Source organism: Escherichia sp. GZ89, assembly GCF_019366485.1.
GTDB classification, from domain to species: domain Bacteria; phylum Pseudomonadota; class Gammaproteobacteria; order Enterobacterales; family Enterobacteriaceae; genus Escherichia; species Escherichia fergusonii.
Map to the genome: position 1 here is coordinate 31,979 of NZ_JAEOHX010000017.1, position 23,888 is coordinate 55,866.

Sequence of the window (23,888 nt, forward strand, 5' to 3'; positions counted from 1 at the left end):
TATATAAACCTAAATGATTTGTCTGTAAGGTATTCGAGAGCATGAAAATAATTGTGACGGGTGGAGGCGGTTTTATCGGAACTGCTTTGATTCATTATATTATATATAATACGCAGGATAGTGTTGTTAATGTCGATAAATTAACGTACGCCGGAAACCTGGAGTCACTTGCAGATGTTTCTGATTCTGAACGATATGTTTTTGAACATGCGGATATTTGCGATGCAGCTGCAATGGCACGGATTTTTGCTCAGCATCAGCCGGATGCAGTGATGCACCTGGCTGCTGAAAGCCATGTGGATCGTTCAATTACAGGCCCTGCGGCATTTATTGAAACCAATATTGTTGGCACTTATGTCCTTTTGGAAGCGGCTCGCAATTACTGGTCTGCTCTTGATGGCAACAAGAAAAATAGCTTCCGTTTTCATCATATTTCTACTGACGAAGTCTATGGTGATTTGCCTCATCCTGACGAGGTAAATAATAAAGAAGGATTACCCTTATTTACTGAGACGACAGCTTACGCGCCAAGCAGCCCTTATTCCGCATCAAAAGCATCCAGCGATCATTTAGTCCGTGCGTGGAAACGTACCTATGGTTTACCGACCATTGTGACTAATTGCTCTAACAATTATGGTCCTTATCATTTCCCGGAAAAATTGATTCCATTGATTATTCTCAATGCTCTGGAAGGTAAAACATTACCTATTTATGGTAAAGGGGATCAAATTCGCGACTGGTTGTATGTTGAAGATCATGCGCGTGCGTTATATACCGTCGTAACCGAAGGTAAAGCGGGTGAAACTTATAACATTGGTGGACACAACGAAAAGAAAAACATCGATGTAGTGCTCACTATATGTGATTTGTTGGATGAGATTGTACCGAAAGAGAAATCTTACCGCGAGCAAATTACTTATGTTGCCGATCGTCCGGGACACGATCGCCGTTATGCGATTGATGCTGAGAAGATTGGTCGTGAATTGGGTTGGAAACCACAGGAAACGTTTGAGAGCGGGATTCGTAAAACGGTGGAATGGTACCTGTCCAATACAAAATGGGTTGATAATGTGAAAAGTGGTGCCTATCAATCGTGGATTGAACAGAACTATGAGGGCCGCCAGTAATGAATATCCTCCTTTTCGGCAAAACAGGGCAGGTAGGTTGGGAACTACAGCGTTCTCTTGCTCCTCTGGGTAACTTGATTGCTCTTGATATCCACTCCACTGATTATTGTGGTGATTTTAGTAATCCTGAAGGTGTAGCTGAAACAGTAAGAAGCATTCGGCCTGATATTATTGTCAACGCAGCCGCTCACACCGCAGTAGACAAAGCAGAATCAGAACCGGAGTTTGCACAATTACTTAACGCGACGAGTGTCGAAGCGATCGCGAAAGCAGCCAATGAGGTCGGTGCCTGGGTTATTCACTACTCTACTGACTACGTATTTCCGGGAACCAGTGAAATACCATGGCAGGAGACGGATGCAACAGCACCGCTAAATGTTTACGGTGTAACCAAGTTAGCTGGAGAAAAAGCATTACAAGAGCATTGTGCGAAGCACCTTATTTTCCGGACCAGCTGGGTCTATGCAGGTAAAGGAAATAACTTCGCCAAAACGATGTTACGTCTGGCAAAAGAGCGTGAAGAATTAGCGGTTATTAACGATCAGTTTGGTGCACCAACAGGTGCTGAGCTGCTGGCTGATTGTACGGCGCATGCCATTCGTGTGGCATTGAATAAGCCAGAAGTCGCAGGTTTGTACCATCTGGTAGCCAGTGGTACCACAACCTGGCACGATTATGCTGCGCTTGTTTTTGAAGAGGCGCGCAAAGCAGGCATTCCCCTTGCGCTCAACAAGCTCAACGCAGTACCAACATCAGCCTATCCTACACCAGCTCGTCGTCCACATAACTCTCGCCTTAATACAGAAAAATTTCAGCAGAACTTTGCGCTTGTCTTGCCTGACTGGCAGGTTGGCGTGAAACGAATGCTCAACGAATTGTTTACGACTACAGCAATTTAATAGTTTTTGCATCTTGTCCGTGATGATGGAGCAAGATGAATTAAAAGGAATGATGAAATGAAAACGCGTAAAGGTATTATTTTAGCGGGTGGTTCTGGTACTCGTCTTTATCCTGTGACAATGGCTGTCAGTAAACAGCTATTACCTATTTATGATAAGCCGATGATCTATTATCCGCTCTCTACACTGATGTTGGCGGGTATTCGCGATATATTGATTATCAGTACGCCACAGGATACTCCTCGTTTTCAACAACTACTGGGTGATGGTAGCCAGTGGGGGCTAAATCTTCAGTACAAAGTGCAACCGAGTCCAGATGGTCTTGCGCAGGCTTTTATCATCGGTGAAGAATTTATTGGTGGTGATGATTGTGCTTTGGTTCTTGGTGATAATATCTTCTACGGTCACGATCTACCGAAGTTAATGGATGTAGCTGTTAACAAAGAAGGTGGTGCAACGGTATTTGCCTATCACGTTAATGATCCTGAACGCTACGGTGTCGTTGAGTTTGATAAAAACGGTACGGCAATCAGCCTGGAAGAAAAACCGCTACAACCAAAAAGTAATTATGCGGTAACCGGGCTTTATTTCTACGATAACGACGTTGTCGAAATGGCGAAAAACCTTAAGCCTTCTGCCCGTGGTGAACTGGAAATTACCGATATTAACCGTATTTATATGGAACAGGGGGGGTTATCCGTTGCCATGATGGGACGTGGTTATGCATGGCTGGACACGGGTACACATCAAAGTCTTATTGAAGCAAGCAACTTCATTGCAACAATTGAAGAACGTCAAGGTCTGAAAGTTTCCTGCCCAGAAGAAATTGCTTTCCGTAAAGGGTTTATTGATGCTGAGCAGGTGAAAGTATTAGCTGAACCGCTGAAAAAAAATGCTTATGGTCAGTATCTGCTGAAAATGATCAAAGGTTAGTAATAAAATGAACGTAATTAGAACAGAAATTCCAGACGTACTGATTTTTGAACCGAAAGTATTTGGTGATGAGCGTGGTTTCTTTTTTGAGAGCTTTAATCAGAAGATTTTTGAGGAAGCTGTAGGCCGCAAAGTTGAATTTGTTCAGGATAACCATTCGAAGTCTAGCAAAGGTGTTTTACGTGGACTACATTATCAGTTAGAACCTTACGCACAAGGAAAATTAGTGCGCTGTGTTGTCGGCGAAGTTTTTGATGTGGCAGTTGATATTCGCAAATCTTCACCTACCTTTGGTAAATGGGTGGGGGTAAATTTGTCTGCTGAGAATAAACGTCAGCTATGGATCCCGGAAGGTTTTGCTCATGGATTTTTAGTACTGTCAGAGGTTGCCCATTTTGTGTATAAAACTACGGCGTACTATAGTCCTAAGTTTGAAAGAGGAATTTGCTGGAAAGATCCTTTTTTATCCATCGAATGGCCTGAAATTGGGGAAGTGTTAATGTCTTTTAAAGATAAAGAGTTACCATCGTTAATAATCTAATGTCAAGATTAATAAAAAACGAGCACAAATAGTTAATTATCTATATTCCAAGTAACTTGGGTTAAAATGAATATTATCATAAGAAGTGATTTTTTCTTGGCGAAATTGCTATTAAATAATCTCCCCCCTAAATATATTATTTATGGAGTTGAAGAACTTATAGATATTAATGAGAAATTAAACAGAACATTCTTACATAAATTAATTAAGTACAGATTAATTCCTGTATTCAAATTAACATTATGCAATCTCTTGCGATCCTGTTTTAAAAAGCGAAACAAGGATAAGGTTTTTTATTTTGATATTGATAGAATAGATATTTTAGCCAGTCTTATCTTACGCAACTGGGATGCAGATAAGCAAATTATCTGGCTATGGAATCCAACAGCTAAAGTGATGAAATCTACAACGCAATTATTATTTTTTATTAATCTTATAAAAAAAAATAAAGTCGAAATATGGACGTTTGATCAAAACGATGCTTCTTTATATGGGTTAAAATACTATAATCAAATATACTCTTTAGCGATGGTTGATTTGTTTAAACAAACCAATAATAGTATTGATGTTTTATTTGTGGGGCAGGATAAAGAGCGATTACAACTTTTGTTGATGATTAAACAAAAGATGGATAGAGAGAAACTAGTTACGTATTTCCATGTAGTTAAAGATGGAGGAGTTACATATACCAGAGATGAGAAGGCTTTTCTTTCTGATGAAATATTAAGTTATGAAGATTATATTCATAAAGTTCAGCAAGCCAAGTGTCTGCTAGATATTAATCAGAGTGGTCAAACAGGCCTAACATTACGTGTTCTTGAAGCTCTTTTTTTTAATAAGAAACTTATAACAAATAATCCAAACGTCGTAAAATATAATTTTTATAACTCCAATAACATAATGATTATAGAGGATAAAGTTGACAACGTATCATTTAATGAGTTCATAAATAGTAGTTATCAAGAAATAGAACAATCTATTAAAAATGAATATGATGTTGAATTTATGCTCGATACAATCTTTCAAACATCGTAATTTAAATACAACGTGAATAAAAATGCATAGAAATATTACTTTAAAGTTGATACTTGCATGTTTGACAACGTTTGTCATGATGCTATTTTTCCCATTGTGGTTAAACCTATTAATATTCACAATAATTCTTTTTATAAGCGATAACTCACTTAAGATACCAGTGTCTGTAATATTGGCTTTGCTATCATCTTTATTTATATCAAGTGTTGATATTGCTTATGACCTAAAAAATTATCATGATCTTTTTGTCAACATTAACTCAGATATTTATACAAGTGAGTTTAAATTTGAACCATTTTTGTTGTACTATTACTCTGTTTTATCTCAATTAGACGTTGATTTCAGAGTTGTGCTTTTTTTGCAATCACTATTTTTGAATGTTACACTTCTGTATGTTTTTATAAAAACATTGGGGATTAAAGGTATAAAGTATTATGGTCTATTGTTGATTTTTCCCCAATATGTACAGTTGTCATTGTTTCTTAGTCGTCAGACTATTTCATTATTATTTGTAGTTTTGTTAATAACGTATTGTTTAAATAATAAGATGACTTTATTTAAATTTATCGTTGTATCTACAATAGCTGTTTCTGCGCATGCAATTTCTTTGCTATATATAACTATAATCTTACTCTCATCAAGATTAAAAAAATATCTCACATGGAAAATGTTATTTACTATCTGGCTTGTTGGTATTTTAATGCCTATAACTGCTGATATCATGAATAATATTTTGCAGAATGTATTCAATCAAATCCCTTTATTGGATAGAAAAATTGGATTTTATATGAATTCTGTTAGCACTAATATCAGTGCATCATTAACGCTTTATAGCATTTCAATATTACCTCTTCATATTTTATTTTTTATGATACTCTTATCAATAAAAAAAAAGAAATATAAAACAACAGCTACTGCATTTACATTTGTATATTTGATTGTATATTATTTGATTATATTCCTAATAAATTATCCACTACTTCCGGCTAGGATCGGTTTGTTAATTATTATTTTTACACCATATTTCTACTTTGTTGCTATAAATGTATTTTACAGTGACAGTAAATACTATAAAGTTATGGAAAACTTTGGTGTTTTGTTTGTTTTAGCCATTTTTATACGTTTTCTTTTTACTAACGATTATGGAGATTATAACGTTAATTTGGCTAATAAGCATATACTTGAATATAGTCTTTCAAATTTGTTAAATTAAAGAGGTTATTTTGAAATATATTGTTGGTTCTGGTTGGTGGTGCAATGAAAAAGAGGACTATCGTGAAAAATGTTATGGGGATAATTCTATTAGAGGGAAAGAGTTTCATCAAAAATGGTATGAATCGTTGTTATTGAATACTAGCCCAGCGGAAATATATATTGTCGATAGTGACTCACCTATAAAGCCTAACTTCGATAAACGAATCAAGTTTGTAAGTTTAAATGAAAATGGGGGGCATTCTACTAATTTGACTGGTAAATATTCAGGATGGATGCGATCAGTAATACATTCGATGTCGTATGCTCAGTGCTGCGATTGTGATTATTATATTTATGTTGAGCAGGATGTGTTGCTTAAAGGTAAGGGAATTGTTGAGTATTGCATTTCTAAAATGACAAAACCATTTATGTTCGGTCTATGCCATGATCATCACAACCCTTTGCAACAATCATTTTTTATCATCAAAAAGGATTACATTGATATTTTCTTATCTCGGCTGTATTTGATAAAATATAATGATTTCGATATTTCACCTGAAAAAAAGTTTGCACTTGCAACATCTCCTTTTTTCCATTTGATACCACAAATATTATTTGTGAGGCCTAAGTCGAAACTAATGCTACGATTATTTTGGAGAATTCAAAATACTTTGGCAAAAATATTAGGGAGCTATGATTATCTTCCGATTGGATACGGTCGTGACAGGCCAATAAACTTATCAGATAAATATTATTATTTTCAGCATGGTACAATGGAAGAAATTAATGACTATTATATTCAATAAGATCATATTCTTATTAAAGTGCTTATTTTCCACTATTAAACTTCACCTACGCGCTATCTTTTGTCGCTTAAATAGAAATCAATGTGTTTCGCAAAATTCAGAGTATATAATAACACTAACATCTTATCATGAGCGATTTAATACTCTATATTTAACACTTGAATCTCTTTTTAATCAATCGGTAAAACCATCTAATATATATTTGTGGATATCACAAGAAGATATCGATAAATATGGTGGTCTACCTGACTCGCTGCCTAGATATATAAATGCAGGATTGACAGTTAAAATTCTTAAAGAAAATATCAGATCATATAAGAAACTTTCATATATAGAGGATGTGTTAAAGAAAGATAATAACATCAAATTTATAATAACAGCTGATGATGACATAATGTATCCTCGTCGCTGGGCCCAAGGGCTAATACAAACAACCAAAAAACATGGTTCTGTATCTTGCTACAGAGGTCATAATTTGACGTATGCAGAAGGTAGTTATAATTATAATCAAAGCATTAATCAAAATAAATTTAGTGTAGAACCTTCTTTTGACTTATTACCAACAGGTTGCTCAGGTATTTGCTATTTAAGAAAATCTATTAACAAACTTGTTAATGACAGACGTTTTTTGAATTTTGCTTATGATGCTGATGATATATGGTATAAAGCAATGACTCTTTCCGCAGGCTTCAAATGTGTCAGAGTGGAACCACGAAATATACATTTTCCTTTAATTATTACTTGCTTGTCGAATGCGCTATATTCAAAGAATGTTTGGCAGAATGAAAATGATAAGAAATTGATTGAAACTTTTTCGTTACTTAATGTAGAGGATTTTTTTAAATGAATGATTTACATTTTGATGATCTTGTCTCAATTATAATGCCAACATTTAATTCAATCAAAACAGTGAAGGATAGTATTAAATCAGTTCTAGAGCAATCTTATCTTAATTGGGAACTATTGATAACGGACGATTGTTCAACTGACGGAACGTATGAATATCTTTTATCTCTTGATGATGAACGTATAAGAGTTTTTAGAAATAAGATCAACTCTGGAGCCGGTGCTTCGAGAAATATAAGTATAAAAAATGCTAAAGGAAGATATATTGCATTTCTAGATAGTGATGATTTATGGCATAAAGATAAATTATACATTCAGATCTCTTTTATGAAGTCTAAAAATTTAGGATTATGCTATTCTGGGTATCAAAAAATTGGTATGAATGGTGCTCTGGGAAAAAAAATTCAACCACCTGAATTTGTCAATTATCATCAATTAATGAAATCTAATGTGATCGGTTGCTTGACTGCTGTCTATGATCAAAATATTGTTGGTAAAGTCTTTATGCCCACAATAAGAAAGAGGCAGGATATGGCGCTTTGGTTAAAAATACTTGAAACGATAGATTATGCTGAATGTGCACCGGGAATACTAGCCTATTACCGCGAAGGACATGAGAGCTTATCATCAAATAAAATTAAAATTTTGTCATCGCAATGGTCTTTTTATCGTAAATATATGAAATTAAATTTATATCAAGCAATTTATTATTTTTCGTTCTATGTTACTAAAGCATTGATGAAGCATAAAATATAGAATGTATTAGCATAGATGTTCTCAATAGATAAGCTAGACGTATTAATAGTTATCAGAACTTGGTACTAATTCACCCCCTGACAGGAGTAAACAATGTCAAAGCAACAGATCGGCGTCGTCGGTATGGCAGTGATGGGGCGCAACCTTGCGCTCAACATCGAAAGCCGTGGTTATACCGTCTCTATTTTCAACCGTTCCCGTGAAAAGACCGAAGAAGTGATTGCCGAAAATCCAGGCAAGAAACTGGTTCCTTACTATACGGTGAAAGAGTTTGTTGAATCTCTGGAAACGCCTCGTCGCATCCTGTTAATGGTGAAAGCAGGTGCAGGCACGGATGCTGCTATTGATTCTCTCAAGCCATACCTCGATAAAGGCGACATCATCATTGATGGTGGTAACACCTTCTTCCAGGACACCATTCGTCGTAACCGTGAGCTGTCTGCCGAAGGTTTTAACTTCATTGGTACCGGTGTTTCCGGTGGTGAGGAGGGCGCACTAAAAGGTCCTTCCATTATGCCTGGTGGCCAGAAAGAAGCCTATGAACTGGTTGCTCCGATCCTAACCAAAATCGCCGCAGTGGCTGAAGACGGTGAGCCATGCGTTACCTATATTGGTGCCGATGGTGCAGGTCACTATGTGAAGATGGTTCACAACGGTATTGAATACGGCGATATGCAGCTGATTGCTGAAGCCTATTCTCTGCTTAAAGGTGGCCTGAACCTCACCAACGAAGAACTGGCGCAGACCTTTACCGAGTGGAATAACGGTGAACTGAGCAGCTACCTGATCGACATCACCAAAGATATCTTCACCAAAAAAGATGAAGACGGTAACTACCTGGTTGATGTGATTCTGGATGAAGCGGCTAACAAAGGTACCGGTAAATGGACCAGCCAGAGCGCGCTGGATCTCGGCGAACCGCTGTCCCTGATTACCGAGTCTGTGTTTGCACGTTATATCTCTTCTCTGAAAGATCAGCGTGTTGCCGCATCTAAAGTTCTCTCTGGCCCGCAAGCACAGCCAGCAGGCGACGAGGCTGAGTTCATCGAAAAAGTTCGTCGTGCGCTGTATCTGGGCAAAATCGTTTCTTACGCCCAGGGCTTCTCTCAGCTGCGTGCTGCGTCTGAAGAGTACAACTGGGATCTGAACTACGGCGAAATCGCGAAGATTTTCCGTGCTGGCTGCATCATCCGTGCGCAGTTCCTGCAGAAAATCACCGATGCCTATGCCGAAAATCCGCAGATCGCTAACCTGCTGCTGGCTCCGTACTTCAAGCAAATTGCCGATGACTACCAGCAGGCGCTGCGCGATGTCGTCGCTTATGCGGTACAGAACGGTATTCCGGTTCCGACCTTCGCCGCTGCGGTTGCCTATTATGACAGCTACCGCGCCGCTGTTCTGCCTGCGAACCTGATCCAGGCACAGCGTGACTATTTCGGTGCGCATACTTATAAGCGCATTGATAAAGAAGGTGTGTTCCATACCGAATGGCTGGATTAATCTGATTTAAATCAATTAATCAATGCAAGGCCCGGAGAAACCCTCCGGGCTTTTTTATTATACAAAGCGGCAGGTTATGGCCTTTTTTTATAATTTATAGTTAAAAACGCGATATAATACAGCGCCGCACAGCAGGATCGCTGCCTTGACAGTTCAACCGCATCAGCGTTAAAAATCCCGCAGTAGATGAAGTTGTGGTGGTGGACTAATGACCACTCTAAATGTTTAACCGGAAGAAGTCAGAGCTAATGAAAATAACAATTTCAGGAACAGGTTATGTTGGTCTTTCAAATGGTATTCTGATTGCGCAAAACCACGAAGTGGTTGCACTGGATATCGTTCAGGCCAAAGTGGACATGCTTAACAAGAAGCAGTCACCGATTGTTGATAAGGAGATTGAAGAGTATCTGGCGACTAAAGATCTCAATTTCCGCGCTACGACAGATAAGTTTGACGCGTATAAAAATGCCGATTACGTTATTATTGCCACGCCTACCGATTATGACCCGAAAACAAATTATTTTAATACCTCAAGCGTGGAAGCGGTCATTCGCGATGTGACAGAAATTAATCCTAATGCTGTCATGGTGATTAAATCTACAATTCCGGTAGGTTTCACCAAATCAATTAAAGAACGTCTGGGTATCGATAACCTTATTTTCTCTCCGGAATTCCTCCGCGAAGGTAAAGCTCTTTACGATAACCTTCATCCGTCACGTATTGTCATCGGTGAGCGTTCAGAACGCGCAGAACGTTTTGCGGCGTTATTACAGGAAGGCGCGATTAAGCAAAATATCCCTACACTGTTTACCGACTCCACTGAAGCAGAAGCGATTAAACTGTTTGCTAATACCTATCTGGCGATGCGCGTAGCATACTTTAATGAACTGGATAGCTATGCAGAAAGTTTAGGTCTGAATACTCGCCAGATTATCGAAGGCGTTTGTCTCGATCCACGCATTGGCAACCATTACAACAATCCGTCGTTTGGTTATGGTGGTTATTGTCTGCCGAAAGATACCAAGCAGTTACTGGCGAACTACCAGTCTGTGCCGAATAACCTGATCTCGGCAATTGTCGATGCTAACCGCACGCGTAAAGACTTTATTGCCGATGCCATTTTGTCACGCAAGCCGCAAGTGGTGGGTATTTATCGTCTGATTATGAAGAGTGGGTCAGATAACTTCCGTGCGTCTTCCATTCAGGGGATTATGAAACGTATCAAGGCGAAAGGCGTTGAAGTGATCATCTACGAACCGGTGATGAAAGAAGATTCATTCTTCAACTCTCGCCTGGAACGTGATCTCGCCACCTTCAAACAACAAGCCGACGTCATTATTTCCAACCGTATGGCAGAAGAGCTTAAGGATGTGGCAGACAAAGTCTACACCCGCGATCTCTTTGGCAGTGACTAACATCCTGTTATCAGGGCGATTTTCGCCCTGATTCTCTTATGTTCCCTTTGTAATAATTCATTATTTTTATCATTTATCCTATAGCATTCATGGCGATTATCGCTAAACTATGGCGACTTAAAATTATTTCGTCCGTTAGGGTAATGATGAGAGTAGAAAATAATAATGTTTCTGGGCAAAACCATGACCCGGAACAGATTGATTTGATTGATTTACTGGTGCAGTTGTGGCGCGGCAAGATGACAATTATCATCTCTGTCATTGTTGCTATTGCCCTGGCTATAGGGTATCTGGCCGTTGCCAAAGAAAAGTGGACTTCCACAGCTATCGTTACTCAACCTGATGTGGGGCAAATCGCTGGTTATACCAACGCGATGAATGTGATCTACGGATCGGCTGTACCGAAAGTCTCCGACATTCAGGCTTCGCTTATCGGACGTTACAGCACTGCATTCTCAGCATTAGCGGAAACGCTGGATAACCAGGAAGAAGCTGAGAAGCTGACCATTGAGCCTACCGTTAAAAACCAGTCGTTACCATTGGCGGTGTCTTATGTGGGTGAAACACCTGAAGGTGCGCAGAAACAGCTGGCGCAGTATATCCAGCAAGTTGACGACCAGGTAAATGAAGAACTGGAACAAGACCTAAAAGACAACATCGCGCTGCAAATGAAAAACTTGCAGGATTCTCTGAAGACGCAGGAAGTGGTCGCTCAAGAACAGAAAGATCTGCGTATCCGTCAGATTCAGGAAGCGTTGCAGTATGCGAATCAGGCGCAGGTGACAAAGCCGCAGATTCAGCAGACACAGGACGTAACCCAGGATACTATGTTCCTTTTGGGGAGCGAAGCGCTGGAGTCGATGATTAAGCACGAGGCGACTCGTCCGTTGATGTTCTCATCAAACTACTATCAGACTCGTCAAAACCTGCTGGATATCGACAATCTTGACGTTGATAAACTTGATATTCATGCTTACCGCTATGTAATGAAACCGACGTTACCTATTCGTCGCGATAGCCCGAAAAAGGCAATTACCTTGATTCTGGCGGTGCTGCTGGGCGGCATGGTTGGCGCGGGGATTGTGTTGGGGCGTAACGCTCTGCGTAATTACAACGCGAAATAATATTATTGTGCATTTAAGAGAAACGGGCAGGGTGGTGACACCATGCCCGTTTTTTTTGCCGGATGCGATGCTGGCGTATCTTATCCGGCCTACGTGTGTTGAGATAATGTGTAGGCACGATAAGCTTGCGCATCGGGCAATGGCTCCGGGTGTGACAACAACATCACACCTGCTCAGCCCGCAACTCACAGATGTCGTTTACGCAGGTTCTCAATTACCGTCGTTAAATCCAGATCCTGATCCTGTAACAGCACCAGCAGGTGATACATCAAATCAGAGGCTTCGTTGGTTAATTCGAAGCGGTCATTGACCGTCGCGGCCAGCGCAGTTTCCACGCCTTCTTCACCCACTTTCTGTGCGATGCGCTTGGTGCCACTGGCATACAGTTTGGCTGTGTAGGAGGTTTCTGGATCGGCAGATTTGCGTTCGGCGAGCAGTTGTTCCAGTTGATACAGAAACAGCCACTGGTGAGCGGTGTCGCCGAAGCAGCTGCTGGTGCCTTTGTGGCAGGTTGGTCCGATAGGATTCGCCAGTACCAGTAGCGTGTCGTTGTCGCAGTCCGGCGCAATATTTACTACGTTGAGGAAATTGCCCGACGTTTCGCCTTTGGTCCACAGTCGCTGTTTAGTGCGCGAGAAGAAGGTGACTTTACCGCTTTCGATGGTTTTGTCTAAGGCTTCCGGGTTCATGTAGCCCAGCATTAGCACTTCGCCGGATACCGCGTGTTGCACAATCACCGGCATCAGACCGTCGGTTTTTTCCCAGTCCAGTTCGCGACGTTGTTGTTCTGTTAACATATCCTGATCTCCACGCCCTGTGTTGCCAGGTACGCTTTTAATTCACCAATATTGATTATTTGTTTGTGGAATACGGAAGCTGCCAGCGCGCCGTCAACGTCGGCATCACGGAAGGCTTCGAGGAAGTGTTCCATGGTGCCCGCGCCACCGGAGGCAATTAGCGGGACGTGGCAAACTTCACGCACTTTTTTCAGTTGTTCGAGGTCGTAACCGTTACGCACGCCGTCCTGATTCATCATGTTGAGGACGATTTCTCCGGCACCGCGTTTTTGCACTTCCTGTACCCAGTCGAGCGTTTCCCACTGAGTGACGCGGGTGCGGCTTTCATCGCCGGTATATTGATTCACATGATATTTACCGGTTTCAGCGTCGTACCAGGTATCAATACCCACCACAATACACTGCACGCCAAAACGATCCGCCAGGCGAGTAATTAACGTCGGATCCGCCAGCGCAGGCGAGTTTATGGAAATTTTATCCGCGCCAAAGGAAAGAATTTTCGCGGCATCTTCCAGAGACTTAATCCCACCCGCCACACAAAACGGAATGTCGATCACTTCCGCCACGCGAGATACCCAGCTTTTATCTACCACACGGCCATCGCTGGAAGCGGTGATATCGTAGAACACCAGTTCGTCTGCACCTTCTTCGGCGTAGCGTTTTGCCAGCGGCACGATGTCGCCAATGATTTCATGGTTGCGAAACTGTACGCCTTTCACCACCTGACCATCACGAACGTCGAGACATGGGATTATGCGTTTTGCCAGCATGCGATGGCCTCCTTCACGGTGAATTTACCTTCCAGTAATGCCCGACCAACTATTACGCCGCGCACGCCAGTGCCACGCAGGGCAGCAACATCGTTAATGTCGCCAATACCGCCGGAAGACTGAAATGCCACCTGCGGGTATCTGGCGCACACTTCTTCATATAAAGAGACGTTAGAACCTGCCAGCGTGCCGTCGCGCGAGATATCGGTACACAGCACATGTTTCAGGCCGACGGGCAGATAGGTTTCCACCAGTTGTTCCAGTGAAACGCCCGAGTTCTCTTGCCAGCCGCTGACTGCCACCTGCTTGTTGCCTTGCTCGTCAATACGGACATCCAGCGCCAGCACTAAGGCATCGGCACCGAAACGTTCAAACCAGCCTTTCACCATTTCTGGTGATTTCACCGCGGTGGAGCCGACCACCACGCGCGCAACGCCCGCTTCCAGTAACGCCGCCACGTCTTCTTCGCTACGCACGCCGCCGCCAACCTGCACCGGAACGTTAACTCCCGCCACCAGGGTTTTAATCAGCGGGATTTGACGTTTAGCCGGATCTTTTGCCCCGGTCAGATCCACCAGATGCAACACTTCGGCACCCTGCGTGGCGTAATCCTGTAAGCGCGGCAGCGGGTCGTTACCGTAATCGCGCTGTTTGCCGTAATCGCCCTGATGGAGACGCACCACGGTGCCGTCGATTAAATCTAATGCCGGAATAATCATCACATCTCCAGGAAGTTTTTCAGCAACTTAGCGCCAGCGGCACCAGAACGCTCCGGGTGGAACTGCACGCCGTAGAAGTTATCTTTTTGTACCGCCGCGGTGAACGGTTCGCCGTAATTACACTGGGCGATGGTCCACGGATTGACTGGCATTGCGTAGCTGTGAACAAAGTAAAAGTACGCGCCGTCTTCAATCCCCTGAAACAGGCGGTTGCCTGCCTGCGGGTAAACGCGGTTCCAGCCCATATGGGGCAGCGGTAGACCAAAGTCGGTCATTTTCGGCACGTCTTCGTCGATGATGCCTAGCAAATAGACGCCGTTGCTCTCTTCGCTGCGCCGCCCCAGCAGTTGCATCCCTAAGCAGATGCCCAGCACCGGTTGGGTACAGGCTTTGATGAGATCAAACAGCTCGCGCTCACGCACCTGATCCATCGCTGCTTGTGCGGTGCCAACGCCGGGTAAAAATAGTTTATCGGCCAGCAACACGACGTCCGGGTCACGGCTGACTTTGGGTTCATAACCGTGGCGCGCAATGGCAGACTTCACCGAGTTCAGATTGGCGCAGCCAGTATCAAGGATCACCACGTTCATTACAGCACTCCTTTCGACGAGGGCAGGGTGTCGCCTTCCACGCGGATGGCCTGGCGCAGGGTGCGACCAAAGGCTTTAAAGAGACTCTCAACACGGTGGTGATCGTTTTTACCTTTGGTTTTCAGGTGTAGCGTCACGCCCATGGTGTATGAGAGCGAACGGAAGAAGTGCTCGATCATTTCGGTGCTGAGATCGCCCACGCGCTGGTAGGTAAACTCGGCTTTATATTCCAGGTGCGGGCGACCAGAGATATCCAGCGCGCAGCGGGCAAGGCATTCGTCCATCGGCAGTACAAAACCAAAGCGGCAAATACCGCGTTTGTCGCCAAGAGCAATTTTTAATGCTTCGCCCAGCGCCAGGCCGGTATCTTCGACGGTGTGGTGATCGTCGATATAGAGGTCGCCTTTGACATTGATTTCCATGCGGAAACCGCCGTGGGTGGCGATCTGATCCAGCATGTGATCAAAGAAGCCAACGCCGGTGTTAATCTTGCTGCCACCTTCGCGATCCAGCCACACCTGGGTGTCAATCTGCGTCTCTTTGGTGTTGCGCACTACATGGGCGTAACGGTCTCGTTTAGTGAGTTGCTCGCCAATCATTGGCCAGTTCAGGGTTTCGCGGTCGTAGCGTAAACCATTAATGCCCATGTTTTCCGCCAGTTGAATGTCGGTCGCGCGATCGCCAATCACATAACTATTGGCACGATCCATCGCTTGCTCAGCCAGATAACGCTCCACCAGTTTTACTTTCGGCTTACGGCAGTCGCACTCATCGGCGGGCAGGTGAGGGCAAATCAGCACTTCATCAAACTGCACGCCCTGTGAGGTGAAGATCTGCATCATCAGGTTGTGCGGGCCATCGAAATCCGCCTGCGGGAAACTTTGTGTTCCCAGACCATCCTGATTAGTGATCATCACCAGCTTGTAGCCCGCTTTTTGCAGCTTCAGCAGTTCCGGGATCACGCCCGGTTCAAAGGCGAGTTTGTCAAAACGGTCCACCTGAAAATCACTCGGCGGTTCGCTAATCAGGGTTCCATCGCGATCGATAAAAAGATACTTCTGACTCATCAAACTTGCTCCGCACGTAAGGCGTCAATGACGCGCTGGCTTTCTTCACGGGTTCCGACGGTAATTCGCAGGCAGCCGCTTAAAGAGAGTTGTTTATTCTGATCACGTAAGATAATGCCCTGATCCCACAAAGATTTAAACACTGCACTGGAGGCTTTAAAGCGCGCCAGAATGTAGTTGGTTTCAGAGTCAAAAACCTGCTCCACGCAGGAGATTTCTTTCAGTGCGGCAATCAGGTATTCGCGTTCTGCAATAATTTGCGCCACCCGTTCGCGCATGGCGACGATCCCCTGCGGGCTTAACGCCTGGGCCGCAATGTCGGCAACCGGCGTCGAGAGCGGGTAGGGGGCGATCACTTTCATCAGCAGGTTGATGACTTCTTCGTTTGCCAGCGTAAACCCGCAACGAAGGCCCGCCAGAGCAAAAGCTTTCGACAGTGTGCGCAAAATAGCCAGGTGCGGATATTCCGCCAGCCAGCCAGCCAGCGATGCCTGTGGGCAAAACTCGATATAGGCTTCATCGGCAACCACAATCGCCTTACCGCGCGTTAACTCCAGCAGGGTACGAAAATCCTGCGGATTGATCAGTTGCCCGGTTGGGTTGTTGGGGCTGCAAACATAGACCACTTTTACGCCGTCCAGCTTGTCGGAAATGCCCTGTAAGTCCAGTTGCCAGTTTTCCAGCGTCGGCACTGTGCGGCACTCGACGCCAATGGTTTCAGCGCTGACGCTGTACATGCCGTACGTTGGCGGGCAGTAGAGGATGGCGTCTTTACCCGGTTCGCAAAAAGCGCGAATCAGTAGTTCAATACCTTCGTCCGCGCCACGGCTGACCAGCACCTGTTCCGGTTTTACGCCTGCATATTGCGCGTAATTTTCAATCACCGCTTTCGGCTGGCATTCCGGGTAGCGGTTGAGCGTTTGCTGAGTAAGCTGAAACTCCACGGCTGTGGGATATTCGTTGGCGTTCAGCCAGACGTCGCCATTACCGCCCAGACGACGCGCCGACTGATACGGCGTCAGGTTGCGGACGTTTTCACGCGCTAAATCGGTAATAGTCACGGTGCTCATGCTTGCTCCTTAAGGGCGTTAACACGCAAAGTAACGGCATTTTTGTGGGCGGTCAGGCGCTCGGCGGCGGCCAGTGTTTCAATGGTCGAAGCCAGCGCGGAGAAACCTACTTTCGACAGTTCCTGCACGGTCATCCGCTTCTGGAAATCCGCCAGGCCGAGGCTGGAACAGGTGGCGGTGTAACCGTAAGTCGGTAGAACATGGTTGGTTCCGGAGGCGTAATCACCTGCCGATTCCGGTGACCAGTCACCAAGAAATACCGAACCGGCGCTGGTGATGCCATCGACCAGATCGCGGGCGTTGCGGGTCTGAATGATCAGGTGCTCCGGGCCGTACTGGTTGGAGATCTCTACGCACTGCGCTAAATCTTTAGTCACGATCAGGCGGCTGGCGTTCAGTGCCTGACGGGCGGTTTCAGCTCTAGGCAGTTCTGCCAGCTGGCGTTCAACAGCCTCGGCAACGCGACGCGCCATATCGGCGTCGGGCGTCAGTAAAATCACCTGTGAGTCCGGGCCGTGTTCAGCCTGAGAGAGCAAATCAGAAGCCACGAAATCCGGCGTAGCGCCGCTGTCAGCAATGACCAGCACTTCCGACGGGCCTGCGGGCATATCGATAGCCGCACCGTCCAGACGCTGGCTCACCTGACGTTTCGCTTCGGTGACAAAGGCGTTGCCTGGCCCGAAGATTTTGTCCACTTTTGGCACAGATTCAGTACCAAACGCCAGCGCGGCAATGGCCTGTGCGCCGCCGACGTTAAACACGTCCTGCACACCGCACAGCTGCGCCGCGTAAAGGATCTCATCGGCAATCGGCGGCGGTGAGCACAGCACCACTTTATTACAACCTGCAATACGCGCCGGAGTCGCCAGCATTAATACCGTTGAGAAGAGCGGGGCGGAGCCGCCAGGAATATACAAACCAACTGAAGCTACCGGGCGCGTGACCTGCTGGCAAAGCACGCCTGGCTGCGTTTCTACATCTACCGGCGGCAGTTTTTGCGCAGTGTGGAAGGTTTCAATATTCTTTACTGCCACCGCCATCGCCTGTTTTAGCTCGTCGCTCAGGCGTTCGCTGGCGGCGGCAATTTCCTCAGCAGACACCTTCAACGCGGTAACCGTGGTTTTATCAAACTTCGCGCTGTATTCCCGCAGGGCGTCATCACCGCGTGCTTTCACGTTATCGAGAATATCGTTAACGGTGCGGGTAATGCTTTCAGAAGCGGAGATCGCCGGGCGCATTAACAGCTGGCGTTGTTGCTTTGCAGTACAGCTATTCCAGTCAATGATTGTGTTAAAGCTCATGGCGATCACTCCATCATCTTCTCAATCGGCAGGACCAGGATTGAACTGGCACCCAGCGCTTTCAGTTTTTCCATCGTTTCCCAGAACAGGGTTTCGCTACTGACCATGTGCATCGCTACGCGTTGTTGGTCACCCGCCAGCGGCAGAATGGTTGGGCGTTCGGCACCTGGCAGCAGGGCGATGACTTCATCCAGACGTTCGGTCGGTGCGTGCATCATGATGTATTTTGATTCGCGCGCCTGGATCACACCCTGAATACGGGTCAGCAGTTTGTCGATCAGTTGCTGTTTGGATTCTTCCATTTCGCCATCGCGTTGTATCAGGCAGGCTTTCGAGCGATAGATAACTTCGACTTCGCGCAGGCCGTTAGCTTCCAGCGTGGCACCGGTGGAAACCAGATCGCAAATCGCATCCGCCAGTCCGGCACGCGGGGCGACTTCAACAGAACCGTTCAGTAAGCAGGATTTAAAAGAGATGCCTTTCTGGTCGAGATAACGCTTGAGCAGGTGAGGATAAGAGGTGGCGATACGTTTACCGTTTAAGGAGAGCGGGCCGTCCCAGGCTTCATCAACCGGCGTTGCCAGTGAAAGTCGGCAGCCGCCGAAATCCAGACGACGCAGGGTAAAGTAGCGCGGATCTTCACCCTGGGCGCGGCGGTTAAGCAGTTCTTCTTCCAGCACGTTTTCGCCGATAATCCCAAGGTCTACCACACCGTCCATTACCAGACCGGGAATGTCGTCGTCACGTACGCGCAGAATATCAATCGGCATGTTTTCTGCCATCGCGATCAGGCGCTGGGTGTGAAGATTGATTTTAATGCCACAGCGCGCCAGTAATTCGCGTGAGTCATCACTTAAACGGCCGGATTTCTGCATAGCTATGCGTAAACGAGTGTTGTCTGTCATTTTGTTATTCCTCTTTAAACCTGTCGGAACCGTTATCAACCGCGCAATAAAAAAGCCCCCGGAAGGTGATCTTCCGGGGGCTTTCTCATGCGTTCATGCACCACTGGAAGATCTGAATGTCTTCCAGCACACATCGCCTGAAAGACTAGTCAGGATGATGGTGATGATGGTGGTGTTTAAATTGAACGCGTGTCATAAAAGTCTCTGTGAATGTTTATTCAACTGATGTCTTTAACCTAAACCACTTTCACGTTAGAAAGCAAGGGCTTTTTTATATATTTTATGGCAATGGATTTGTTTAATGAATGAGCGGGGAAAGGAGGGCGCTAAGAGGACTGTCCTCTAAGCTGACGGCACCAAAAATAGCGAAGCCTGGATTTTCGTCTCACTGACAATACCTTGATCTACAAACTAATTAATAAATAGTTAATTAACGCCCATCATTGTACAATGAGCTGTACAAAAGAGGAGATTGACATGCGTACAATTAGCTACAGCGAAGCGCGTCAGAATTTGTCGGCAACAATGATGAAAGCCGTTGAAGATCATGCCCCGATCCTTATTACTCGTCAGAATGGAGAGGCTTGTGTTCTGATGTCACTCGAAGAATACAACTCGCTGGAAGAGACGGCTTATCTACTGCGCTCCCCCGCTAACGCCCGGAGATTGATGGACTCAATCGATAGCCTGAAATCAGGCAAAGGAACAGAAAAGGACATTATTGAGTGAAACTAATCTGGTCTGAGGAATCATGGGATGATTATCTGTACTGGCAGGAAACAGATAAGCGAATTGTTAAAAAGATCAATGAACTTATCAAAGATACCCGCAGAACGCCATTTGAAAGTAAGGGGAAGCCAGAACCCCTGAAACATAATTTGTCAGGTTTCTGGTCCCGACGCATTACAGAGGAGCACCGTCTGGTATACGCGGTTACCGACGATTCACTGCTCATTGCAGCATGTCGTTATCATTATTGAACAGATTCATTCATAGAATGAATTGTCAGTTTTGATACGCTAGCGTAGCCTTATAGATCTAAGGTGTATCAGGAGATAACGGATGAAAAAGGTCGCAATTGTCGGGTTAGGGTGGTTAGGCATGCCGCTGGCGATGTCACTTTCAGCGCGAGGCTGGCAAGTCACCGGGAGTAAAACCACACAAGATGGTGTCGAAGCGGCCCGAATGAGTGGCATTGATAGCTATCTGCTTCGCATGGAGCCTGAGTTAGTTTGCGATTCTGACGATCTGGATGCCCTGATGGATGCCGATGCGCTGGTCATTACGCTTCCGGCACGTCGTAGCGGCCCCGGCGATGAGTTCTATTTACAAGCGGTACAAGAGTTAGTGGATAGCGCGCTGGCTCATCATATTCCCCGCATTATTTTTACCAGCTCAACGTCTGTCTATGGCGACGCACAAGGCACCGTTAAAGAAACCACCCCGCGTAATCCGGTGACCAACAGTGGACGAGTATTAAAAGAACTTGAAGACTGGCTGCACAATTTACCCGGTACTTCAGTCGATATTCTGCGTCTTGCGGGCCTGGTCGGGCCGGAACGTCATCCTGGTCGCTTCTTTGCCGGAAAAACCGCGCCTGATGGTGAACATGGTGTCAATTTAGTCCATTTAGAAGATGTTATTGGCGCTATCACCCTGTTGTTACAGGCACCTAAAGGCGGACACATCTATAATATATGTGCGCCAGCTCACCCTGCGCGTAATGTTTTTTATCCGCAAATGGCCCGTTTACTGGGGCTTGAACCTCCGCAGTTCAGAAATAGTCTGGATAGCGGCAAAGGTAAGATTATTGATGGCAGCCGGATTTGTAATGAACTGGGATTTGAATACCAGTATCCCGATCCGCTGGTAATGCCGCTGGAGTAAACGATCACGCCAGCAGGACGCCGCATGCACTGCAAGGGGGCGTGTATGAAACCACTGCTGGATGTGTTGATGATCCTCGATGCCTTAGAAAAAGAAGGCAGTTTTGCGGCGGCGTCGGCCAAACTCTATAAGACGCCGTCCGCTCTGAGTTACACCGTTCACAAGCTGGAAAGCGACCTTAACATTCAATTGCTTGATCGTAGCGGTCACCGCGCTAAATTCACCCGCACCGGAAAAATGTTATTAGAGAAGGGGCGGGAAGTTCTGCATACCGTGCGAGAACTGGAAAAGCAGGCGATAAAACTGCATGAAGGCTGGGAAAACGAGCTGGTGATTGGCGTGGACGACACCTTCCCTTTTTCTCTCCTCGCGCCACTTATAGAAGCTTTTTATCAACATCATAGCGTGACGCGCCTGAAGTTTATCAATGGCGTGCTCGGTGGTTCCTGGGATGCCCTGACTCAGGGACGAGCGGATATTATTGTTGGTGCGATGCATGAGCCACCATCTTCCAGTGAGTTTGGTTTTTCACGGTTGGGTGATCTCGAACAAGTCTTTGCGGTCGCGCCTCATCATCCGTTAGCCCAGGAAGAAGAGCCGTTAAAACGTCGTATCATTAAACGATATCGGGCGATTGTGGTGGGGGATACTGCGCAGGCAGGCGCTTCTACGGCCTCGCAACTTCTCGACGAACAAGAAGCCATTACCGTTTTCGATTTTAAAACCAAGCTGGAGCTGCAAATTAGCGGCCTCGGCTGCGGCTATTTACCTCGTTATCTGGCGCAACGTTTTCTCGATAGTGGCGCGTTAATCGAGAAGAAAGTGGTCGCCCAAACTCTCTTTGAACCTGTCTGGATTGGCTGGAACGAACAGACCGCAGGACTTGCCAGCGCCTGGTGGCGAGACGAGATTTTAGCAAATAGTGCGATCGCGGGAGTCTATGCAAATTCCACGCACCATAAATCAGCCGGTTAAAGAAAATTTTTTATGACAAGCCTCTCATTCTCTTGTCATTTACCCCCCATTTAGGCACAATGCGCCGCTGTCAAAAAATGACTAAAACCGACGTTTAATTAGCGTCGGTTATTTTTTGCTTCAAACCAATCATTCATACCAAGAGGCCGGGCTTCGTACCGGATAGATATTTACTAAAAATCGACAGTTGTTGTCGCTGAGGAATCCAAAAAAATGGGGCAATTTTTTGCTTACGCGACGGTTATTACCGTAAAGGAGAATGACCATGTCGCATAACGTTACTCCAAACACCTCTCGCGTGGAATTGCGTAAAACGCTTACGTTAGTTCCGGTTGTAATGATGGGTCTTGCCTATATGCAGCCGATGACGCTGTTTGATACATTTGGTATCGTTTCAGGCCTCACGGATGGTCATGTGCCGACAGCCTATGCGTTCGCATTGATTGCGATCCTGTTTACGGCTCTGAGCTACGGGAAGCTGGTTCGCCGCTATCCTTCTGCTGGCTCTGCATACACCTACGCCCAGAAATCCATTAGTCCGACTGTCGGCTTTATGGTGGGTTGGTCTTCTCTGCTCGACTATCTGTTCGCGCCGATGATCAACATTCTGCTGGCGAAAATCTATTTTGAAGCTCTGGTGCCTTCCATCCCATCGTGGATGTTTGTGGTGGCGCTGGTGGCCTTTATGACCGCCTTTAACCTGCGTAGTCTGAAATCCGTAGCGAACTTCAACACTGTAATTGTCGTGTTGCAGGTAGTGCTGATCGCGGTAATTCTGGGCATGGTAGTTTACGGCGTATTTGAAGGTGAAGGCGCTGGTACGCTGGCGAGCACTCGTCCGTTCTGGTCTGGTGATGCACATGTCATTCCGATGATCACTGGTGCGACGATTCTGTGCTTCTCCTTTACCGGCTTTGACGGCATCAGCAACTTGTCGGAAGAAACCAAAGATGCAGAGCGCGTGATCCCGCGTGCAATTTTCCTGACCGCGCTTATCGGTGGCATGATCTTCATCTTTGCAACTTACTTCCTGCAACTGTACTTCCCGGATATCTCTCGTTTTAAAGATCCGGAAGCATCACAGCCTGAAATCATGCTGTACGTTGCGGGTAAAACGTTCCAGGTTGGCGCGCTGATCTTCTCCACCATTACCGTACTGGCGTCCGGTATGGCGGCGCACGCAGGCGTGGCGCGTCTGATGTACGTAATGGGTCGTGACGGCGTATTCCCGAAAAGCTTCTTCGGTTATGTGCACCCGAAATGGCGTACTCCGGCAATGAACATCATCCTGGTTGGCGCGATTGCCCTGCTGGCAATCAACTTTGACCTGGTAATGGCTACGGCACTGATTAACTTTGGTGCGTTGGTGGCGTTCACCTTCGTTAACCTGTCGGTTATCTCGCAGTTCTGGATCCGTGAGAAGCGTAACAAGACGCTGAAGGATCACTTCCAGTATCTGTTCCTGCCGATGTGTGGTGCGCTGACCGTTGGTGCGCTGTGGGTTAATCTGGAAGAAAGCTCAATGGTTCTGGGTCTGATCTGGGCGGCAATCGGTCTGATTTACCTGGCTTGCGTCACCAAGAGCTTCCGTAACCCGGTTCCGCAGTACGAAGACGTAGCGTAATCATCTT

The 23,888-nt window shown here is 45.7% G+C and carries 27 protein-coding genes and 1 other annotated feature; of the genes, 18 read left to right on the forward strand and 9 right to left on the reverse strand.

Annotated elements, in window-relative coordinates:
• The first annotated feature begins 41 nt into the window (after positions 1-41).
• The 12 genes from rfbB to wzzB all read left to right on the forward strand — a co-directional run bounded on the left by rfbB (position 42) and on the right by wzzB (position 12,176).
• Positions 42-1,127, forward strand: coding sequence for a dTDP-glucose 4,6-dehydratase (gene rfbB / locus K0335_RS19905; RefSeq protein ID WP_089518251.1), 1,086 nt, complete (start codon positions 42-44; stop codon positions 1,125-1,127).
• Complete coding sequence (gene rfbD, locus K0335_RS19910) at positions 1,127-2,026, forward strand: dTDP-4-dehydrorhamnose reductase (protein WP_089518252.1); 900 nt, start codon at positions 1,127-1,129, stop codon at positions 2,024-2,026. The genes rfbB and rfbD overlap by 1 nt, the downstream gene beginning before the upstream one ends.
• Before the next feature lie 57 nt (positions 2,027-2,083).
• Positions 2,084-2,959 (forward strand): glucose-1-phosphate thymidylyltransferase RfbA, encoded by an 876-nt coding sequence (gene rfbA / locus K0335_RS19915; protein WP_089518253.1) that lies wholly within the window; start codon positions 2,084-2,086, stop codon positions 2,957-2,959.
• A gap of 7 nt (positions 2,960-2,966) precedes the next feature.
• Positions 2,967-3,500 (forward strand): dTDP-4-dehydrorhamnose 3,5-epimerase, encoded by a 534-nt coding sequence (gene rfbC / locus K0335_RS19920; RefSeq protein WP_089518254.1) that lies wholly within the window; start codon positions 2,967-2,969, stop codon positions 3,498-3,500.
• A 66-nt stretch (positions 3,501-3,566) separates the two neighbouring features.
• On the forward strand, positions 3,567-4,535 hold the full coding sequence (locus K0335_RS19925) for a hypothetical protein (protein WP_134875262.1): 969 nt from the start codon (positions 3,567-3,569) through the stop codon (positions 4,533-4,535).
• Between the two features lie 22 nt (positions 4,536-4,557).
• Entirely contained in the window at positions 4,558-5,748 is a 1,191-nt protein-coding gene (gene wzy, locus K0335_RS19930) for an O140 family O-antigen polymerase (protein ID WP_089518256.1), read from the forward strand.
• A 10-nt stretch (positions 5,749-5,758) separates the two neighbouring features.
• On the forward strand, positions 5,759-6,535 hold the full coding sequence (locus tag K0335_RS19935) for a hypothetical protein (protein ID WP_134162498.1): 777 nt from the start codon (positions 5,759-5,761) through the stop codon (positions 6,533-6,535).
• Positions 6,516-7,382 (forward strand): hypothetical protein, encoded by an 867-nt coding sequence (locus tag K0335_RS19940; RefSeq protein ID WP_089518258.1) that lies wholly within the window; start codon positions 6,516-6,518, stop codon positions 7,380-7,382. The genes K0335_RS19935 and K0335_RS19940 overlap by 20 nt, the downstream gene beginning before the upstream one ends.
• The gene (locus K0335_RS19945; protein ID WP_089518259.1) at positions 7,379-8,137 is read left to right on the forward strand and encodes a glycosyltransferase family 2 protein; all 759 of its coding nucleotides are present in this window, start codon (positions 7,379-7,381) and stop codon (positions 8,135-8,137) included. Before K0335_RS19940 ends, K0335_RS19945 begins: the two co-directional genes overlap by 4 nt.
• Before the next feature lie 93 nt (positions 8,138-8,230).
• The gene (gene gndA, locus K0335_RS19950) at positions 8,231-9,637 is read left to right on the forward strand and encodes an NADP-dependent phosphogluconate dehydrogenase (protein ID WP_089518260.1); all 1,407 of its coding nucleotides are present in this window, start codon (positions 8,231-8,233) and stop codon (positions 9,635-9,637) included.
• A 248-nt stretch (positions 9,638-9,885) separates the two neighbouring features.
• On the forward strand, positions 9,886-11,052 hold the full coding sequence (gene ugd, locus K0335_RS19955) for a UDP-glucose 6-dehydrogenase (protein ID WP_000704789.1): 1,167 nt from the start codon (positions 9,886-9,888) through the stop codon (positions 11,050-11,052).
• 146 nt (positions 11,053-11,198) lie between these two features.
• Positions 11,199-12,176: an LPS O-antigen chain length determinant protein WzzB gene (gene wzzB / locus K0335_RS19960; RefSeq protein WP_219394060.1), complete on the forward strand. Its 978-nt coding sequence runs from the start codon at positions 11,199-11,201 to the stop codon at positions 12,174-12,176.
• A 185-nt stretch (positions 12,177-12,361) separates the two neighbouring features.
• Here wzzB and hisIE read toward each other — a convergent pair whose 3' ends face one another.
• From hisIE to hisL, 9 genes are all read right to left on the reverse strand, one after another.
• Positions 12,362-12,973, reverse strand: coding sequence for a bifunctional phosphoribosyl-AMP cyclohydrolase/phosphoribosyl-ATP diphosphatase HisIE (gene hisIE / locus K0335_RS19965; protein ID WP_000954874.1), 612 nt, complete (start codon positions 12,971-12,973; stop codon positions 12,362-12,364).
• On the reverse strand, positions 12,967-13,743 hold the full coding sequence (hisF, locus tag K0335_RS19970; RefSeq protein WP_000880182.1) for an imidazole glycerol phosphate synthase subunit HisF: 777 nt from the start codon (positions 13,741-13,743) through the stop codon (positions 12,967-12,969). Before hisF ends, hisIE begins: the two co-directional genes overlap by 7 nt.
• Complete coding sequence (gene hisA / locus K0335_RS19975; RefSeq protein WP_000586485.1) at positions 13,725-14,462, reverse strand: 1-(5-phosphoribosyl)-5-[(5-phosphoribosylamino)methylideneamino]imidazole-4-carboxamide isomerase; 738 nt, start codon at positions 14,460-14,462, stop codon at positions 13,725-13,727. The genes hisF and hisA overlap by 19 nt, the downstream gene beginning before the upstream one ends.
• The gene (hisH, locus tag K0335_RS19980; RefSeq protein WP_219394049.1) at positions 14,462-15,052 is read right to left on the reverse strand and encodes an imidazole glycerol phosphate synthase subunit HisH; all 591 of its coding nucleotides are present in this window, start codon (positions 15,050-15,052) and stop codon (positions 14,462-14,464) included. Before hisH ends, hisA begins: the two co-directional genes overlap by 1 nt.
• A complete protein-coding gene (gene hisB, locus K0335_RS19985) occupies positions 15,052-16,119 on the reverse strand; it encodes a bifunctional histidinol-phosphatase/imidazoleglycerol-phosphate dehydratase HisB (RefSeq protein ID WP_219394051.1) in 1,068 nt (355 codons plus the stop codon). The genes hisH and hisB overlap by 1 nt, the downstream gene beginning before the upstream one ends.
• On the reverse strand, positions 16,119-17,189 hold the full coding sequence (gene hisC, locus K0335_RS19990; protein ID WP_000108969.1) for a histidinol-phosphate transaminase: 1,071 nt from the start codon (positions 17,187-17,189) through the stop codon (positions 16,119-16,121). Before hisC ends, hisB begins: the two co-directional genes overlap by 1 nt.
• Positions 17,186-18,490 carry a histidinol dehydrogenase gene (hisD, locus tag K0335_RS19995; protein ID WP_029399146.1) on the reverse strand — a complete coding sequence of 435 codons (1,305 nt, stop codon included), beginning with the start codon at positions 18,488-18,490 and terminating at the stop codon, positions 17,186-17,188. The genes hisC and hisD overlap by 4 nt, the downstream gene beginning before the upstream one ends.
• A 5-nt stretch (positions 18,491-18,495) precedes the next feature.
• Complete coding sequence (gene hisG / locus K0335_RS20000) at positions 18,496-19,395, reverse strand: ATP phosphoribosyltransferase (protein ID WP_000131782.1); 900 nt, start codon at positions 19,393-19,395, stop codon at positions 18,496-18,498.
• Between the two features lie 46 nt (positions 19,396-19,441).
• Positions 19,442-19,565 (reverse strand) — a sequence feature (His leader region).
• Positions 19,541-19,591, reverse strand: a complete 51-nt coding sequence (gene hisL, locus K0335_RS20005) for a his operon leader peptide (RefSeq protein WP_001364200.1) — start codon at positions 19,589-19,591, stop codon at positions 19,541-19,543. It overlaps the preceding feature by 25 nt.
• Before the next feature lie 281 nt (positions 19,592-19,872).
• On the opposite strand from hisL, the gene yefM reads away from it, so the two are divergent.
• From yefM to plaP, 6 genes are all read left to right on the forward strand, one after another.
• The gene (gene yefM / locus K0335_RS20010) at positions 19,873-20,124 is read left to right on the forward strand and encodes a YoeB-YefM toxin-antitoxin system antitoxin YefM (RefSeq protein WP_001259255.1); all 252 of its coding nucleotides are present in this window, start codon (positions 19,873-19,875) and stop codon (positions 20,122-20,124) included.
• Complete coding sequence (gene yoeB / locus K0335_RS20015) at positions 20,121-20,375, forward strand: type II toxin-antitoxin system mRNA interferase toxin YoeB (protein WP_186256954.1); 255 nt, start codon at positions 20,121-20,123, stop codon at positions 20,373-20,375. Before yefM ends, yoeB begins: the two co-directional genes overlap by 4 nt.
• Positions 20,376-20,457: 82 nt before the next feature.
• Positions 20,458-21,282 (forward strand): SDR family oxidoreductase, encoded by an 825-nt coding sequence (locus K0335_RS20020; protein ID WP_000754726.1) that lies wholly within the window; start codon positions 20,458-20,460, stop codon positions 21,280-21,282.
• Positions 21,283-21,327: 45 nt separating this feature from the next.
• Positions 21,328-22,257, forward strand: coding sequence for a LysR substrate-binding domain-containing protein (locus K0335_RS20025; RefSeq protein WP_000803361.1), 930 nt, complete (start codon positions 21,328-21,330; stop codon positions 22,255-22,257).
• 213 nt (positions 22,258-22,470) lie between these two features.
• A complete protein-coding gene (gene yoeI / locus K0335_RS20030) occupies positions 22,471-22,533 on the forward strand; it encodes a membrane protein YoeI (RefSeq protein ID WP_010723108.1) in 63 nt (20 codons plus the stop codon).
• Positions 22,523-23,881, forward strand: a complete 1,359-nt coding sequence (gene plaP, locus K0335_RS20035) for a putrescine/proton symporter PlaP (protein WP_000019201.1) — start codon at positions 22,523-22,525, stop codon at positions 23,879-23,881. The genes yoeI and plaP overlap by 11 nt, the downstream gene beginning before the upstream one ends.
• The last annotated feature ends 7 nt before the right edge of the window (positions 23,882-23,888 follow it).